The sequence below is a fragment of the Brevibacillus sp. B_LB10_24 genome, assembly GCF_046036945.1.
Lineage (GTDB): Bacteria > Bacillota > Bacilli > Brevibacillales > Brevibacillaceae > Brevibacillus_C.
The window spans coordinates 243352-259009 of record NZ_JBJQOQ010000001.1 but is presented as its reverse complement, the minus strand read 5'-3'; the positions used below and the strand labels follow the sequence as shown (position 1 = coordinate 259009).

Here is a 15658-nt window from a genome sequence, read left to right as displayed (position 1 = left end):
ATCATCACTCTCTTTCGCTCTCTCTTCCTGCGTCCATCTCTTTTTGTACATAGCCGTTGACGTCTAACTGGGCAAACCGCGAGGCTACTAGGATCGCATTTTTAATCGCGTGAGCATTGGACGAGCCGTGTGCTTTTACCACCGGCCGGCGCAATCCCAAGAGCGGCGCTCCGCCGTACTCCGAGTAATCCATGCGCGTTTTGAAGCGGGTCAGGCTTGGCTTGAGAATAGCCGCTGCTATCTTATTCACGAAACTGGAGAGGAACTCCTTCTTGAGCTGCGAAAAAATGGTTGAGATCGCCCCTTCCATCGACTTCAGCATCACGTTGCCGGAAAAGCCGTCGCAGACCAGCACGTCACACATCCCGTCGAGGACGTCGCGCGCCTCCACGTTGCCGATGAAGTTCACATTGGAGGCAGCCAGCAGCGGATAGACCGCTTTGGTCAGCTCGTTGCCTTTCGCTTCCTCTGTTCCTACGTTCAGCAGGGCGACAGTCGGTCTGTCGTAGCCCAGCACCTTTTCTGCATACAGGCTGCCCATGATGGCGTACTGCAGCAGGTGAAGCGGTTTGGCATCCATATTGGCCCCAACGTCCAAGACCAGTGTCGCCTTGCTCTTCATGTTGGGAAAAAGCGCCGCCAATGCGGGCCGTTCGATTCCCTGCATCCTGCCTGCAACCAACAGGCCGGCGGTCATCAAGGCGCCAGTGTTGCCGGCGGAAATGACCGCATCTACTTTTTCGTCCCGGGCCAATCCGACAGCCACCACCATCGAGGCATCTTTTTTTCGTCTGACAGCCTTCACGGGCTCGTCATCCGGTTCGATCACTTCACTGCAATGCAGCAATTCAATTCCCGGCGGCAATTGTTCAGGCAAATGCGGCTTAACCTGGGCTTCGTCGCCCACCAGCACGATTTTTAAAGCCGGATCGGCCAGGCAGGCCTGCACCGCTCCCTCTACGGTGCTGCGCGGGGCGTTGTCACCGCCCATAGCATCCAAGGCAATACGCAAAAGAATTTCCTCCTCTTAAGTTGAAGCGTTTAGCCGGACTACACCGTTCCAGGCACCCGAAATACGCGAAACGTACCAGTGAAGACGGTCTCTCCCTGGACCTTCGTCTCGACCCGCACCTTGCTTTCGTCCCCGTCCCGGCTGCGAACTTCCGCTTTCGCGAACAGCTTTTCTCCAAGCTGAACGGGACGGACAAAGCGAATCCTGGCAGTGGCCGTCAGCGCGACATCCGCATCTATAACGGCGACCGCCAGCGAATTGGCTTGGGCAAAAATATAATGTCCCCTGGCGATCTTCGTCCGGGCAAAAATGTGTTCTTCTTTTACTTCCAGCATGGAAAATCCGTATTTATCCAACTGCAGCTCGATTACTTCTCCGATCACTTCGTCGATGTGAAGGGATTTTACGTTGTCAAAACTTTTTTCAGCAACCGATTTGATTCTCTCACGCAGTTCGGGAATGCCCAACTCCAGGCGGTCGAGGCGAATCGTCTGTATGCTTACGCTAAACATCGCGGCCAGATCCTCGTCCGTGGCAAACGGGTTGTCTGCTAGCGTCCGGGCAAGACGCTGCTGCCGTTCCCTCTTGGGTAATCGCATGGTCGCCGGCACCCCCTCTTGAAGAACACGACCTATGTATTACGATCAGTTTATATTACCTGGTACTAAGTCAGTATATGAGAACGGCAGGATTTTTTCAACCCTGCCGCCCACACTGGATAAACAATCCAGTGGAATTAATCCACCACTTTGTTTCCTTTATAAGTTCCGCAGCTTGGGCATACGCGATGCGCCAGCTTGTACTCGCCGCAATTGTCGCATTTGATCATGCCTGGGATTTCCAGTTTGAAGTGCGTACGGCGCATATTTTTACGGGTTTTGGAAGTTCTCCGCTGAGGTACTGCCATCTTCCTAACACCTCCTTCAACTGATGATGTCGCAAAATCTGCATTTGCAAATAAGAGTTAAGGCCTCTATTGAAGCACTCTCAAGAAAGAGCGACTGCAGTTTAGAGGAATCCTTGATGTATGGATGGTGTCCCATCCGTTCAAAAATGAGCCGGCAATCCGAAGACGACAGCTTCATCTTGAAAACAAGTGAATGAACTCATTCTTCTGTCTTAGAGAAAAAGTCAGCCAAACCGGCCAGGCGGGGATCAATTCTCTGGTTGTTGCACGAACAGGTCTGTTCATTTCGGTTTACCCCGCAAGTCGGACAAAGCCCCTTGCAATCCTCCATACACAGCGGAAATGCCGGTATCGCGAGCAGGAAGTCTTCCTGCAGCACCGGATCCAGTTCGATTTCATCCCCGTCGACTTCGTGAAAATCGCTGTCCTCATCCACCTGGACTTCCGCATCAGACGTGGCAAAGGTCTCCTGAAACGGGATCTCCACATGCTGTCGAAACGGCTCCAGACAGCGGGCACAGACAAAATCGACATCAGCATTCAGCTTGCCCGTCACGTAGACAAGTCCGCCCAGCATGACAGCTTCACCAACCGTTTCGACCGGGGTCAAGCCGCGGATCTCCTGATGGCGATGCTTCAAGTCTGCCGCTTCCAGGGTTGTACGAAAAGTCAGCGGTTCACCTTGTCGTGACTTAAGCTCTGCAATTTTAAGATTCATGTCTCTTCACCTCAAGCACAACAAAGTTGATTATAGCGGTAGCGGAAAGCTTTGTCAACCAAATTAGCTTGACAGTGCAGGAAAAACCGATTTGCCAAACCGGCCTTTGTCTCTTACACTCAAAAGAAAAAAAGGAGCGGTCCGCATTTGAAAACGGTCGGTCTTATCGTTGAATACAACCCGTTTCACAACGGTCACCTGCACCACTTCACCGCTGCCAAGGCAGCCGCAGGGGCTGACGCCTGTGTCGCAGTCATGAGCGGCAATTTTCTACAGCGCGGCGAACCTGCGATCGTCTCCAAGTGGGCCCGGGCGGAAATGGCACTCTCCGTCGGGATCGATCTGGTCATCGAACTGCCGGTTCCCTTCGCCTGCGCCAACGCGGAAATCTTCGCTCACGGCGCTGTGTCGATACTGGATCGCCTGGGAGTGGTCGACTGCCTCTGCTTCGGCAGCGAGAGCGGCGAGCTGGAATGGATGCGTCTTTTGGCCAAATCTCTGGCGGACGAGCCAGCGGCATTTACCCGTTACCTGCGGGCCGGTCTGGCTGACGGTCTCGCCTATCCCGCCGCCTACGCCGCGGCCGCCGGACAGCTGATGCAGGACATGGGCCTTGGCAGCGTCCCCATCGACCAGCCCAACAACATCCTGGGGCTGAATTACCTCCTCGCCCTGGAGCGGCAGCACAGCCCGATCCAGGCCGTGACGATCAAACGGCAGAAGGCCGGGTACCACCAGGAGACGATCACCGATCGCCGCATCGCCAGCGCTACGGCGATCAGAAAACTGATTTTCGACGAAAAGGGGGCGCTGCAGGAGCTGGCTTCCTACGTCCCGCCGAGTGTTTTGGAAATCCTTTCGCGGGAATTTTCATCCGGCGCGGGGCCGGTTTCGTGGGAACATTTTCGCCATCCCCTGTTCCACCGCTTGCTGCAGCTTACTCCCGAGGAACTCTCCCGCTATCACGAGATAGAGGAGGGGGTGGAGCACAGGCTGAAACAAGCGGTAAAACGCGTCGAAACCGTAGCTGAACTGCTTTCGCAGGCGAAGACCCGCCGCTTTACCTGGAACCGCCTGCAGCGAATGCTGCACAGTGTCCTGCTGGGTCTTGGCAAGCAGGACATCGCTGGCTTTCAGTTAAAAGCGGGAGCCCCGTACGCCCGCGTGCTCGGCTTCAACGAGACGGGCCAGGCGCTGCTCCGCCGGGCAAAGCAATCCGGGCGCCTGCCGATTTACACCAAGGTGCGCGACGGCATCCATCCGATGCTTGACCTCGATATTGTCGCCGACAGCTTGTACCGGCTGGCCCTGCCGAATCCCGGAGAGCAGCCGTTCACGCGGGAGTACCGCCAGGCGCCGATCATGCGTGTTTCGGCTGCAGCTCCTTGAGATATTGAATAGCGTCGTCCACCGTCTTGACAGGTACGATTTTCATCGCGGAGCCGATTTTTTTGGCCGTCTCTACCGCTTCCTCGTAGTTGGAGATGCCCGGTCCCGGATCGTTCGGGGCGAAAAAGATTTCCGCACCGGTAGCGTTGGCGGCGACGATCTTGTGATTGATTCCGCCAATCCTGCCGACCGTTCCGTCCGGGTTGATCGATCCGGTGCCGGCGATCCGGTAGCCCCGCGTCAGGTCGACGCCGGTCTCCAGTTGATCGTAGATTTCCAGCGTCATCATCAATCCCGCGGATGGTCCCCCGATGCCTTGTGAGGCGATGGTCACTTTCTTCGGCACCTCGATCAGCAGTTTGTTATCCCGGCGGATCCCCAGCCCGACCCGCCTTTCCTGGCCGGGTCCTTGCGGAGGCAGCAGCGCCAAGGCGACTTGCCCCTGCTGCTTTTGGCCGCCGCGCAGATACGTAATGTCCACTTTGTCGCCCGCTTTTTTGCCGTTTATGTAGGAGCTCAGTTCATCTGCGGTCAAAACGGGGTGCTGATCAACCTGAGTGATCACATCTCCGACCTTCAGAACTTCACTCGCCGGCATCCCTTTTACGCCTCCCAGCACCAGCACGCCCTGCGGTTCGATTTTCACATCGTAGCCGGCGCGTTGAAACGCTACTGCTTCTGCCAATTTTTGGGAAACTTTCATCACTTCCAGCTCACGCTGGGTGTACTCTTCCTCTGACTCGCCTTCATCGACGACCAGGTTTTTATCCATCAGCTCCGCGTTTGGCGACAGCTTGGCGTAAAGATACCAGATCGGCGTAGCCTGTCCCATGCGAACAGTCGTCAGCATAAACGCCCCCTGTTCGTTCTTCGTCCCGCCCTCCACGGTGATCATCGGCGAAAGCTCAATGGCAGAGCCGGGACGGGTCACGTAGTAGGGCAGCGGAATGTATCCGGAAAGCACGATCAACGCACAGGCGGCTACCAGCCACCACTGCAGTCGTCTCAGCCTTTTTCTTGATCGTTCGCGCTGCATATCCGCCTGCTCGGTCACTCTTCTCCCTCCCATTTGTCTATCAGTTCTTTAATGCGGTCTACGTGCTCCAGCGCCGTCCGTTCCCCTTCGGCGATGATTTCCTCGATTCCGGTATAGGAGATACTGCTATAGTGTCCAACATTCGGACGGATTACCAGGTCGGCGGCAAGCATTTGGTGCCGCAATATCTCCCGTTCCATCACGTCGATCGCCTGGGCGATGACATCAAAGATGGACCCCACCTTCATCTTTACGTCAAACTGGGCGACGTCGACGGCAATCACAATGTCGGCCCCCATCTCCCTGGTGACGGTGACTGGCACTCTGTCGATCACCCCGCCGTCGACCAACAGCCGATCCCCCACCCTCTCCGGGATAAAGATGCCGGGGATCGAAATGCTGGCCCGAACCGCCCGGTCGACCGGTCCGCTGCGGAACACGACTCGCTCTCCGGTCTCGATATCCGTCGCGACAATAGCCAGCGGCTTGCTGAGCTCTTCGATTTTCTTCCCGTGCGTCAACAGACGGACGAGTTCCTTGATCTTCTGGCCGGCGACAAAGCCGAGGGTAGGTACGGTCACATCCAGCCAATGCTTGCGCTTCAGATGAATCGCCAGCTTCTCCATCATGCCGGGCTCGATATCGTTCGCGAAGAACGCGCCTATCAACCCGCCCATGCTGCTGCCCGCCACGAAGTCGATCGGGATCCGGTGAGCTTCGAGCACTTTCAATACCCCGATGTGGGCGAAACCGCGGGCCCCGCCGGAGCCAAGAGCCAGGCCGACTTTTGGTGTTCGTTTGACAGTCACATCATTTTCCCTCCCTCTTACATTCTTATGAGGGTCGCAAGGCATAGATTAGCCCTTCCACACGTATGCATGTACTATCTTAGTTCTTCAGGAGGAACCTATGTCACGTCATTCACCGGTCCTCACACTTATTCTTGCCGTTTGTGCAATCGGCCTGGTCGTAACCTTGGTCTCACATCCGGAAATGTCGTACCGCGCGGCAGTCAGCGGTTTAAAAATTTGGTGGGATGTCGTCTTCCCCGCTCTGCTGCCTTTTATCGTCGTCTCCGAAATCCTGATGGGGCTTGGTGTCGTACACTTTGTCGGCGTCCTGTTAGAGCCGGTGATGCGCCCTTTTTTTAACGTTCCCGGAACCGGCGGTTTTGTCCTGACGATGGGATTTTCCTCCGGGTACCCGGTTGCAGCCAAACTGACGACCCGGCTGCGCGAACAGGGGAACCTGACGAGGGTGGAAGGGGAGCGGCTGGTCTCCTTTACCACAACGGCTGACCCGCTGTTTGTCATCGGTGCGGTCTCCGTCGGCTTTTTTCACAACGAACAGCTGGGCGTCGTGCTGACCGCCTCCCATTACCTGTCCGCGATCATTTTGGGATTCTGCCTCCGCTTTTTCGCCGGACATACGCCGATCACCAGACCGCTGGAAAAACAACAGCGCTCCCTGGCCTACCGCGCCCTGCAGGCCATGCACCGGGCTCGCCTCGCGGACAAACGTCCATTCGGCCAGTTGATGGGCGACGCCGTTTTCTCCGCCCTGCAGATGCAGTTGATGATCGGCGGTTTTCTCGTCGTCTTCTCCGTACTGATGGAGATGTTTGAGGTGATTAACATCACGCAGTTTTTGAGCGCGATCCTGATGGTGGTGCTCGGACCGCTCGGACTGCCTGAAGGATTTTCCCAGGCGCTGGTTACAGGGCTTTTTGAAGTGACGCTTGGGGCCCAAGCGGTAAGCGAAGTACCCGCGAATGTCTCGCTCATGTGGAAAGCAGCGATAGCCAGTTCCGTGCTCTCCTGGGGCGGCCTTAGCGTACACGCCCAGGTGGCCAGCATCCTCAGTTCCACCGACATACGCGTCACGCCCTACCTGATGGCTCGTTGCATCCACGCTGTACTGGCTGTCGTGACGACGCTTGTGCTCTGGCGTCCTTTCATGACGCTGACGGCCGGCTGGATAAGCAGTGTACCGGTATTTTTGCCAAATACCTTCCCGAGCACAGCCGATGTCTGGCGGGATGTCTTTTTCCGCTCCGGCGCGACCGCGCTGACGATCCTGCTCATCCTGATCGCGCTCAGTGCGATCATCCGCAAATTCACGGTAAAGCGGCCCCGCTACCGCTAGGCCCGGGCTCGTTTACGCTTGCCGGGCCAGCTTGTCGTAGAGCGCTTTTTCCACAAGCGGCGGCACCAGATCGCTGATGCGCCCGTTATACCTGGCAACTTCCTTGACAATGCTGGAACTCAAGTAGGAGTACTGATTGTTGGTCATCATAAAAAAGGTCTCAATCTCTTCATCCAACTTGCGGTTGATCGCGGCCATCTGCATTTCATACTCGAAGTCGGAAACGGCGCGAAGCCCCTTGATCAAGACCTTTGCCTGCTTGGTCCGCATATAGTCAATCAAGAGGCCCGAAAACGAATCCACCTCAACGTTGGGCATCTCGGCCGTTACCTGGCTCAACAGGTCGAGCCGCTCCTCGACCGAGAACAGCGGCGTCTTTTTGGAATTGTACAGCACGGCGACTATCACTTTGTCAAAAATTTTGGCTCCCCGGCTGATGATGTCGAGGTGCCCGTTAGTGACCGGATCGAAGCTGCCCGGACAGACGGCAATGCGCATACACATGACTCCCTTCATCTCGCCGCATGGGAAAGGGTTCCTTTCCGATCGGCCTATCAAAGTACCTCAGCGTTTTTTTCGTAACCGTAGATGGTAACCGCAGTATCGCCGTAACTGGCAATGCGCTGCACAGCACAGTCTCCCACGCGTTCCGGCAGGATGACTCCGGCATCGTGCTCGGCGACAATCCGGCACTCCGAAGACAGCAAACCCGACTCCTGCAGCACCTGCAGCTCCTGGGCGATTTGCTGTTTGGCATAGGGGGGGTCGAGAAAGACCAGCTCAAAGACGAGCTGCCGCTTGGCCAAAGCCCGCAGCGCCCGCGCAGCGTCAATCCGGTATATCTCAGAGCGCCCCTCCAGTTTGAGTGCGGCAAGGTTTTGCTTGACGATGGAAACCGCTTTGGGGTCCGCATCGACAAAGACGGCTTTGTCCGCCCCGCGGCTTAGCGCCTCGATTCCCAATCCTCCCGTACCGGCGTAGAGATCAAGCGCCCAGCCGCCGTCGAAGTACGGTCCGATCATGTTGAAAATCGACTCTTTTACTTTGTCCGACGTCGGCCTCGTTCCCCTGCCGGGAACGGCGGCGAGCGGACGTCCTTTATAATCACCTGCTATGACTCGCATATTCTCACCTGGCTGTCTGTATATGGCAATACGTTCATACTAACACAGACATGGTTTCTCCGTAAAATGGCAAGCTTCCTTCCGGTCGCTACGGCTTTTGGGTCACGCTGTACAGGCCGCAGCAGGGCTGCCCGAAAAAAATTTGCATCAAGGGTGTATAAACACTCCCACACTTGGAAAAGAATAGATACAGCGACGCAACGGTGTCGCTGACAACCGCGGAGAAGACTTACGTTTCCCCATAAGCTCTTCCTCCGGTTTCTCCTCTCCCATAATTGAAAAGCGGTTCGCGCTTGCACATCGAATGTCTGATAGGAGCATTCATGTGGTACGCTCTCCTTGAGAGAGTCGAATGAACCGCTGCCCCGCTGCTTAGCAGCGGGGTTTTTTTTCGGCCTTCATCCGGGACATACTAGCCATACATGGAAGGAGGATGACCCATGGCGGAAAAATTGCCTTCAAAGCGAAAACAGGCAGCCGCAGCGGCTCAATCGCTGGCCGACCGAACCGGCCAAAACAAAGAAGCGGCACGGGAAATGCAGTCCCGCGCCGACCAGGCTGACTTTAAAAAACACGGACAGTAGGCGGCCTTTCAAAAAAGCCCTCTTTCCGGGGAAAACCAACCCGGGACAGAGGGCTTTATCGCAAGACGCTTATCCGTTTTTCTCCGCATTTGCGTATGACTTGGCGATGTCTGCCGCAGGGCGCTTGGCTGCGCTGCGGATGACGAGACCCAGCAGTCCGCCGACAAGCGCCGGCAGCAGCCAGCCAATCCCTTCCGCGTAAAGCGGCAGTTTGTCATAGGCAGCGGCCAGCCAATCCGGCTGCAGGCCCAGCTGCTTCAAGCCGTCGCCGATACTGACCAGCGCCGTCCCGACCAATGCGCCCAGATAGACGCCCGGGCTTCCTTTGACGATCGGGTGAAAAATGGACAGGATGATCAATACAATAGCAAGCGGATAGATGACCATCAGCAACGGCACTGAATAACTGATGATCTGGGTCAGCCCCAAATTGGCCACGCCCAGGCTGAACAGACACATGATGTAGACGACGGCCTTGTAGGAAAGCTTGGGCAACAGCCGGGAAAAATACTGGCCGCAGGACGCGACGAGCCCTACAGAGGTAGTCAAACACGCCAGGGTAATCGCCACACCCAACAGAATCGTTCCCGGACTGCCGAACAACAAGGAAGTGACCGCTGTTAAAATTTGCCCGCCGTTCTCCGTTGCCCCCACCGCCGATCGGCTGGAAGCTCCCAGATAGCCAAGGGCGATGTAGACCAGCGCCAGTCCGACAGCGGCTATGAGCGCCGCTTTCACCGTAATAAACGCAAGGTGTTTGCGCTCCTTTACTCCGCGCTCCTGAACGGCCGTGATCACGACGATGCCGAAAACCAGCGCCGCGATGGCGTCCATCGTCAAATACCCTTTCACGAATCCGCCAAAAAACGGCGCCGATTGATACCCTTCCGCCGGCGGCTCAAACGATCCGATCGGGTGGACCATTCCCTGTATGGAAATGACCGCGATCGTGATCAACAACAAAGGCGTCAATATTTTCCCAATCCGATCCACCAGCTTTGTCGGATTTAACGACAGCCATAACGTGATCGCAAAGTAAACCAGCGTATAGAGCAGCAAAGACCAGCCGCCGCTCTTCATTTCCTCAGGCAGTAGGGGGGCTGCCCCCATTTCAAACGCAACCGTACCGGTGCGGGGAATGGCGAAAACCGGACCGATCGACAGGTACACAATCGTCGTAAAAACGACGGCAAACACCGGATGGACGCGGTTGCCGAGAGACTGCAGGTTTTCCCCGGAGACGGCGATCGCGATGACGCCAAGCAGCGGAAGCCCTACGCCCGTGACGATAAATCCGGCGATGGCCGCCCAAAAATGAGTCCCTGCTGCCTGTCCCAAAGACGGGGGAAAAATCATGTTTCCGGCGCCAAAAAACAGGGCAAACAGCATTAATCCTATGGATGTAGTCTCTTTCCAAGACAAGTTTTTCATCTGTTCAAAACTCCTTGTATAAGTTGTTCCATTCCACATAATTTTTAGAGAAATTGAAATATGGAATATAAATTTCACATAGATAAAAATAATATCAGGAATGTCGGAAACTTTCAACCCTTGGATGCTGCTAATTCAGACCAGATGGCTGCTTCAATCCAAAACTTTCAAGACCGCTCTTTTGCACCGGCTGACCATACTACTTGATAGAGGAAAACAACCGCAGGAGGCCTATATGCACACTGTCTGGAAAGGTTCGATCAGCTTCGGACTCGTCAATATTCCGATCAAGATGTTTACTGCCACGGAAGAAAAAGATGTCCGCTTCCGTCAGCTTCACAAGGAATGCAATACGCCGATCCGTTACGCCAAAATGTGCCCGCACTGCGACCGGGAAGTGGATGCAAGCGAGATCGTACGCGGTTTTGAATACGAAAAGGGAAATTTTGTAATTGTTTCAGACGAAGACCTGGAGAGCATCACTCCCGAGACCCGCAAAGCGATCGAGATCCTCGACTTCGTACAGCTCACCGAGATCGACCCGATCTTCTTCGTCAAAAGCTACTACCTTTCCCCTCAGGATACGGGAGACAAGGCATATGCGCTGCTCAGGGCGGCGATGGAGCGAACCGGCAAAATCGCCGTTGCCCGCATCACGATTCGCAACCGGCAAAGCCTGGCCGTCGTCCGGATCTATGGACCCTGCATCGTCCTGGAGACGATTTTTTACCCCGATGAGGTGCGTGCTGTGGCCCAAGTCCCCGCCCTGCCGGCTGCCGATTTTCCCCTGGCTGAAAACGAACTGGCCATGGCGGAAGAATTGATCAACAGCATGAGCGCCCCGTTTGAACCGGCCAAATACACGGATGATTACCGCGAGGATCTTCACACCCTGATTGCCAAAAAACTGGAAGGCGAGGAAATAGCCGTCGCCCCGACTGCACCAAAGGCAAATGTGATCGACTTGATGCAGGCGCTAAAAGCAAGTCTTGCGGCAGCGTCAGGAGAAGGAGCAGCAGAGCCGGCCGCTATCCCTCCCTCTCCGACCCCTGCTGTCAAAAACCCGCTTTTTGCCGAGAAGGAAAAAGAGAAGCCGGCCGAAAAACAGGCCGGTGGGACCACCACGAAAAAACTGCGTCGAAAAAAGACGGAGAGCCGGCGGATGTGACCGCCGCTTTAATCGCCAGAAGGGATGGATAGATTTCTCCACGCAGGAAACTACTAGGGAGAACATATTTTCATCTGAAAAGAGGTCGGTCTGATGTACTGGGGTGTTTGGTCGATTGAGCGAATCTTGATCCTGTTTACCAGTGTGGCCTTTTTGGCGATCGGGCTGCAGGTGACGCTGTTTCACTACCGGCAAAATTTTCACCAAAAAGTCATGTGGGTACCGGTGATCCTGGCCCCGATCATTTTTATCGAGGGCATCGCCTTCTCCTTTTACAATACTGCCTTGCTGCGCTCTCTGTTCGTCTTGCTGATGTGTCTGGGGATACTTTCCGGGTTGATCGGATCGTATTTTCACATTCGCGGTGTGGGAATCCGCGTCGGCGGGTGGGCGCTGCGCAATTTTTTGATCGGCCCTCCGCTCACCCTGCCGTTTATGTTTACCGCCATAAGCGTGCTGGGCTTAATCGCGGTATTCTGGTCAGCCAGGTAAGGAGGTCTGTCTATGGTGCGACAAAGCCATTACCCGTCTTTTGACGTGTTAAGGGAAACGGATGCCTGGGACGATCACACCCAGTCCATCGTCACCTCGCGCGTGCGTCCAAAAAATAATTTCCAGTTTTTAACACAGCCAGAGATAGAGATGCTGCGGGCCATCTGTTCGCTTTTGGTGGACGACCAGCGGCTGAACGTGCTCTCGTATGTACTTGAACATATTGACCAGACCCTGACGCAAGCGATTGGCGAGGGGCAGCGAAAAGCGGGGGTGCCGGGCGAGCAGATCCTCATCCGGGAAGGCCTGCAGGCCATCGATGCAGCAGCAAAGCAGCTGCATGCCACACCCTTCATCCATTTAAAAACCGAGCAGCAGACAGAACTTCTGCAGGCACTCAGCCAGGGACACGGGAACACGGAAGCAACCCCCACCTGGAACCCGGCGTGGCAGCAGCCCTTGTTTGACAAACTGCTTACTCTGACCATTGAGTCGTATTGCTCGCATCCTGCCGTATGGTCCGAGATCGGGTACGCCGGACCGGCCTATCCGCGCGGGTACGTTCGCACCCAATTGGGACAATTAGATCCATGGGAGGCTCAGCCGGAATCATGATAAAACGCAAATACACCGGAGAAGTAGATGTCGTCATCGTTGGCGCCGGGGCGGCGGGGGGCGTTCTGGCCAAGGAGCTCAGCGAGGCGGGGATGAGTGTCGTCGTTCTGGATGCGGGTCCGTTTCGCGATCCCCAAAAGGATTTTGCCAGCGATGAATTGTCGATGAAAAATCTAGGTTGGCAGGAGACGCGGATCGTCGACGGCCAGAATCCCTTGACGATGGGACACAATAATTCCGGTCGCGGCATCGGCGGCGGGACCGTCCATTTTACCGCAGTCTTTTTACGTTTTCACGACATCGATTTCAAGGCGAGGACGCTGGACGGTGTGGCCGATGATTGGCCGATGGACTACGAAGACCTTGAGCCCTACTACGACAAGATCGAAAAAGAGATTGCGGTATCGGGTCCCAAGCATTTCCCCTGGGGGAACTTTCACGGCCCCTACCCTTACCCGGAGCGGGAGCCGCTGAGTCCCAACGCTTACCTGTTTCAAAACGGCTGTGCAAAGCTGGGGATCCAATCGACCGTTGCCCCCCTGGCGATCCTGTCGGCACCGTTTGAAGGCAGGCCGCCTTGCATCAACCGGGGCTTTTGCAACCAGGGGTGCATGCCGGACTCCAAATTCAGCACGCTGATCGTGCATATTCCCAAAGCGATCGCGGCTGGTGCCGAGGTATTGGCCGACTGTATGGTCACCCAGGTGCTCGTCGGAAAAGACGGCCGGGCCACGGGCGTCACCTTCGTCCACGACGGCGTCACCTATGAGCAGAAGGCCAAACTGGTCATCCTCTCCGCCTATGTCGTGGAAACGCCGCGGCTGCTGCTGAATTCGGCCACTTCCCGGTTCCCCGACGGCCTGGCCAACAGCAGCGGGATGGTCGGCAAATCGATCATGGTACACAGCAGCCACGACGTCTACGCCAAGTTCGACAGGGAGATTCGCCTGTACAAAGGGACGCCGGTGCTGGCCACTACGCAGGATTTCTACCGCACCAATCCGAACAATGACTTTGTCCGCGGCTATACCCTGCACGCCCACGGGGCAAGACCAGTCGCCTTTGCCACGGGCATCACCAAGGCAGAGGGCGGACCGATCTGGGGTTCCCGCATCAGGGAGGCAATGCTTGACTACAACTACTACGGCCGGGTCACTTTAGTAGGCGAGGTCCTGCCGGACGTCCGCAACCAGGTCACGCTCGCAGATGAAAAAGACGAGTACGGACTGCCGCGGGCAAAAGTTACTTTCAGCTACGGAGACAATGACCAGCGGCTGATCAGGCACGCGGTCAAAACGATGAGTGCCATTATGGAAGCGGAAGGCGGCAAAGTAGAATTCGTCGTTCCCGACACAGCCCATATGATGGGCGGCTGCCGGATGGGCGACAACCCGCAGACGTCGGTGGTCAATTCGTTCGGCCGAAGCCATGACATCCCCAACCTGTTCATCTGCGACGCTTCGATCTTCGTCACATCCGGCGGAGGCAATCCGACCAACACCGTCATGGCGCTGGCGGCGCGAACGGCAGATTACATCAAGGAAAAAGCGAGCATGCAGGAATTGTAAGAAAAGCTTAGTAAAAAAAGCCGGTTTACCCGGCTTTTTTGCATAAGTCCCGATAGCATCTGCAGGCGAATTGGTCCGCTGCCGCTTCAAACGGCAGCTCCCGGTAGTCGGCTGCCGCCTTGGCCAGTTTGGCCCGGCTGATGCCTGCCGCAAGGAGCGCTTTGCTCCCGGCTTGTCTGATCAGGTTTGCCGCATCGGCGAGATGGGCGTATTCGTGAAACAGGATAAAGTAAGGCAGGTGTCTTCGCGGCACGCCGTACCGGGATAAAACCTTTCGCTCATCGGCGGTAAGGTAGCGGTCATAGGGAATTTGTATATCGATTCTCGCTTGTCGCAAGGTTCGGTTCAATATGGCGGAGCCGTTGTAAAAAGGCCCCCACGTGACTGAGAGCGTGACGGGAAAAGCAATGCCAGTCACTCTGGCGAGCCGGTCCAACTGCTCCGTCAGCCGCCTCTTCCAGACGCGAAGGCGCATTCTGCGCCACTTGTGCTTGAGGAAGGCGTGTTTGAGCATACGCTTGCACCTCCTCCCCCACGATACAACGGACAGCCAAAGAAAAACAACCTGTAAATACAGGATATCAGCCGTTAATCACGACCCCGCCGTTGACATGGATGATCTGGCCGCTGATGTAGGAAGCGTCGTCCGAGGCCAAGAACACGTAGGCAGGAGCGATTTCCTGCGGCTGTCCGGCCCGCTTCATCGGAGTTGTAGTCCCCCAGCTGGCTACCTGGTCGGCGGGGAAGGAAGCCGGGATCAGCGGGGCCCAGACCGTACCGGGTGCGACGCCGTTCACACGGATGCCCCGGCCGACCAGCGACTTGGACAAAGACCGGGTGAACGAGACGATCGCCCCTTTGGTCGCGGAGTAGTCGATCAACTGTTCGTTCCCTTCATAGGCGGCCAGCGAAGCCGCGTTGATGATCGCACTGCCTGGCCGCAGGTGGGGCAGCGCCGCCTTTGTCAGATAAAACATGGAAAAAAAGTTGGTGCGAAACGTCCGCTCCATCTGTTCGCTCGTGATGTTCTCAAGGCCGTTTTGCACCCACTGCTCAGCCGCATTGTTGACCAGGATATCGAGTCGGCCGAGCTGACTGACCGTCTCTTGGACCACCTGCCGGCAAAAGGCTTCATCGCCGATATCGCCCGCCAGCAGCAGGCAGCGGCGCCCTTTTTGCTCGATGTAATACCTGGTTTCATTGGCGTCTTCGTGTTCATCGAGGTAGACGATCGCGACGTCGGCGCCTTCTTTGGCGAAGGCAATCGAGATGGCCCGCCCCTGCCCGCTGTCTCCGCCGGTCACGATCGCCACTTTGCCCTGCAGCTTGCCGCTGGCCTGATATGCCGGATTGTCAAACAGGGGACGCGGATTCATCAAGGCCTCCAGTCCGGGCTGCCTGTCTTGGTGCTGCGGGGGGAAGACTGGTATCGGATTGGTGTTCATGGTGGCTGCTCCTTTCAGGCATAG

General features: G+C 56.3%; 18 protein-coding genes. 7 read left to right on the top strand and 11 right to left on the bottom strand.

The features are described 5' to 3' along the window. Positions 1 to 4: 4 nt before the first annotated feature. From plsX to ACI7RC_RS01315, 4 genes are all read right to left on the bottom strand, one after another. The gene (plsX, locus tag ACI7RC_RS01330; protein ID WP_408106412.1) at positions 5 to 1012 is read right to left on the bottom strand and encodes a phosphate acyltransferase PlsX; all 1008 of its coding nucleotides are present in this window, start codon (positions 1010 to 1012) and stop codon (positions 5 to 7) included. A 38-nt stretch (positions 1013 to 1050) separates the two neighbouring features. After that, positions 1051 to 1611 carry a transcription factor FapR gene (gene fapR, locus ACI7RC_RS01325; RefSeq protein WP_408106411.1) on the bottom strand — a complete coding sequence of 187 codons (561 nt, stop codon included), beginning with the start codon at positions 1609 to 1611 and terminating at the stop codon, positions 1051 to 1053. 137 nt (positions 1612 to 1748) lie between these two features. Then, positions 1749 to 1919: a 50S ribosomal protein L32 gene (gene rpmF / locus ACI7RC_RS01320; protein WP_408106410.1), complete on the bottom strand. Its 171-nt coding sequence runs from the start codon at positions 1917 to 1919 to the stop codon at positions 1749 to 1751. Positions 1920 to 2118: 199 nt separating this feature from the next. Beyond that, positions 2119 to 2637 (bottom strand): YceD family protein, encoded by a 519-nt coding sequence (locus ACI7RC_RS01315; protein ID WP_408106409.1) that lies wholly within the window; start codon positions 2635 to 2637, stop codon positions 2119 to 2121. 147 nt (positions 2638 to 2784) lie between these two features. Here ACI7RC_RS01315 and ACI7RC_RS01310 point away from each other — a divergent pair, with 147 nt between their 5' ends. Beyond that, the gene (locus ACI7RC_RS01310; protein ID WP_408106408.1) at positions 2785 to 4026 is read left to right on the top strand and encodes a nucleotidyltransferase; all 1242 of its coding nucleotides are present in this window, start codon (positions 2785 to 2787) and stop codon (positions 4024 to 4026) included. Here ACI7RC_RS01310 and ACI7RC_RS01305 read toward each other — a convergent pair. Then, entirely contained in the window at positions 3998 to 5080 is a 1083-nt protein-coding gene (locus ACI7RC_RS01305) for a SepM family pheromone-processing serine protease (protein ID WP_408106407.1), read from the bottom strand. The genes ACI7RC_RS01310 and ACI7RC_RS01305 overlap by 29 nt on opposite strands. After that, positions 5077 to 5871: a patatin-like phospholipase family protein gene (locus ACI7RC_RS01300; RefSeq protein ID WP_408106406.1), complete on the bottom strand. Its 795-nt coding sequence runs from the start codon at positions 5869 to 5871 to the stop codon at positions 5077 to 5079. The genes ACI7RC_RS01305 and ACI7RC_RS01300 overlap by 4 nt, the downstream gene beginning before the upstream one ends. A 100-nt stretch (positions 5872 to 5971) precedes the next feature. On the opposite strand from ACI7RC_RS01300, the gene ylbJ reads away from it, so the two are divergent. Beyond that, complete coding sequence (ylbJ, locus tag ACI7RC_RS01295) at positions 5972 to 7207, top strand: sporulation integral membrane protein YlbJ (protein ID WP_408106405.1); 1236 nt, start codon at positions 5972 to 5974, stop codon at positions 7205 to 7207. Between the two features lie 12 nt (positions 7208 to 7219). Here the strand turns inward: ylbJ and coaD are convergent, their stop codons facing one another. Together coaD and rsmD are read right to left on the bottom strand one after the other, a co-directional pair. Then, positions 7220 to 7705 (bottom strand): pantetheine-phosphate adenylyltransferase, encoded by a 486-nt coding sequence (gene coaD, locus ACI7RC_RS01290; RefSeq protein WP_408106404.1) that lies wholly within the window; start codon positions 7703 to 7705, stop codon positions 7220 to 7222. A 56-nt stretch (positions 7706 to 7761) separates the two neighbouring features. Beyond that, complete coding sequence (gene rsmD / locus ACI7RC_RS01285) at positions 7762 to 8355, bottom strand: 16S rRNA (guanine(966)-N(2))-methyltransferase RsmD (RefSeq protein WP_408106713.1); 594 nt, start codon at positions 8353 to 8355, stop codon at positions 7762 to 7764. 416 nt (positions 8356 to 8771) lie between these two features. Between rsmD and ACI7RC_RS01280 the strand changes: the two genes are divergently transcribed. Next, positions 8772 to 8915 (top strand): hypothetical protein, encoded by a 144-nt coding sequence (locus tag ACI7RC_RS01280; protein ID WP_408106403.1) that lies wholly within the window; start codon positions 8772 to 8774, stop codon positions 8913 to 8915. Positions 8916 to 8984: 69 nt separating this feature from the next. On the opposite strand, the gene brnQ is transcribed toward ACI7RC_RS01280, so the two are convergent. Continuing rightward, complete coding sequence (brnQ, locus tag ACI7RC_RS01275) at positions 8985 to 10346, bottom strand: branched-chain amino acid transport system II carrier protein (RefSeq protein WP_408106402.1); 1362 nt, start codon at positions 10344 to 10346, stop codon at positions 8985 to 8987. Positions 10347 to 10581: 235 nt separating this feature from the next. Between brnQ and ku the strand changes: the two genes are divergently transcribed. From ku to ACI7RC_RS01255, 4 genes are all read left to right on the top strand, one after another. Continuing rightward, on the top strand, positions 10582 to 11514 hold the full coding sequence (gene ku / locus ACI7RC_RS01270; protein WP_408106401.1) for a non-homologous end joining protein Ku: 933 nt from the start codon (positions 10582 to 10584) through the stop codon (positions 11512 to 11514). 93 nt (positions 11515 to 11607) lie between these two features. Continuing rightward, on the top strand, positions 11608 to 12006 hold the full coding sequence (locus ACI7RC_RS01265; RefSeq protein WP_408106400.1) for a hypothetical protein: 399 nt from the start codon (positions 11608 to 11610) through the stop codon (positions 12004 to 12006). 12 nt (positions 12007 to 12018) lie between these two features. Next, positions 12019 to 12621 (top strand): gluconate 2-dehydrogenase subunit 3 family protein, encoded by a 603-nt coding sequence (locus ACI7RC_RS01260; protein ID WP_408106399.1) that lies wholly within the window; start codon positions 12019 to 12021, stop codon positions 12619 to 12621. Then, entirely contained in the window at positions 12618 to 14189 is a 1572-nt protein-coding gene (locus ACI7RC_RS01255; protein WP_408106398.1) for a GMC family oxidoreductase, read from the top strand. Before ACI7RC_RS01260 ends, ACI7RC_RS01255 begins: the two co-directional genes overlap by 4 nt. Before the next feature lie 25 nt (positions 14190 to 14214). Here the strand turns inward: ACI7RC_RS01255 and ACI7RC_RS01250 are convergent, their stop codons facing one another. Continuing rightward, the gene (locus tag ACI7RC_RS01250; RefSeq protein WP_408106397.1) at positions 14215 to 14703 is read right to left on the bottom strand and encodes a hypothetical protein; all 489 of its coding nucleotides are present in this window, start codon (positions 14701 to 14703) and stop codon (positions 14215 to 14217) included. 67 nt (positions 14704 to 14770) lie between these two features. Continuing rightward, on the bottom strand, positions 14771 to 15634 hold the full coding sequence (locus ACI7RC_RS01245; protein WP_408106396.1) for an SDR family oxidoreductase: 864 nt from the start codon (positions 15632 to 15634) through the stop codon (positions 14771 to 14773). Positions 15635 to 15658 lie beyond the last annotated feature (24 nt).

What these genes read in the sequence shown, in the direction of transcription:
- fapR (WP_408106411.1), bottom strand. Translation starts at nt 1,611, where the DNA reads ATGCGATTACCCAAGAGGGAACGGCAGCAGCGTCTTGCCCGGACGCTA.
- rpmF (WP_408106410.1), bottom strand. Translation starts at nt 1,919, where the DNA reads ATGGCAGTACCTCAGCGGAGAACTTCCAAAACCCGTAAAAATATGCGC.
- ACI7RC_RS01315 (WP_408106409.1), bottom strand. Translation starts at nt 2,637, where the DNA reads ATGAATCTTAAAATTGCAGAGCTTAAGTCACGACAAGGTGAACCGCTG.
- ylbJ (WP_408106405.1), top strand. Translation starts at nt 5,972, where the DNA reads ATGTCACGTCATTCACCGGTCCTCACACTTATTCTTGCCGTTTGTGCA.
- coaD (WP_408106404.1), bottom strand. Translation starts at nt 7,705, where the DNA reads ATGCGCATTGCCGTCTGTCCGGGCAGCTTCGATCCGGTCACTAACGGG.
- ACI7RC_RS01280 (WP_408106403.1), top strand. Translation starts at nt 8,772, where the DNA reads ATGGCGGAAAAATTGCCTTCAAAGCGAAAACAGGCAGCCGCAGCGGCT.
- brnQ (WP_408106402.1), bottom strand. Translation starts at nt 10,346, where the DNA reads ATGAAAAACTTGTCTTGGAAAGAGACTACATCCATAGGATTAATGCTG.
- ku (WP_408106401.1), top strand. Translation starts at nt 10,582, where the DNA reads ATGCACACTGTCTGGAAAGGTTCGATCAGCTTCGGACTCGTCAATATT.
- ACI7RC_RS01265 (WP_408106400.1), top strand. Translation starts at nt 11,608, where the DNA reads ATGTACTGGGGTGTTTGGTCGATTGAGCGAATCTTGATCCTGTTTACC.
- ACI7RC_RS01260 (WP_408106399.1), top strand. Translation starts at nt 12,019, where the DNA reads ATGGTGCGACAAAGCCATTACCCGTCTTTTGACGTGTTAAGGGAAACG.
- ACI7RC_RS01255 (WP_408106398.1), top strand. Translation starts at nt 12,618, where the DNA reads ATGATAAAACGCAAATACACCGGAGAAGTAGATGTCGTCATCGTTGGC.
- ACI7RC_RS01250 (WP_408106397.1), bottom strand. Translation starts at nt 14,703, where the DNA reads ATGCTCAAACACGCCTTCCTCAAGCACAAGTGGCGCAGAATGCGCCTT.
- ACI7RC_RS01245 (WP_408106396.1), bottom strand. Translation starts at nt 15,634, where the DNA reads ATGAACACCAATCCGATACCAGTCTTCCCCCCGCAGCACCAAGACAGG.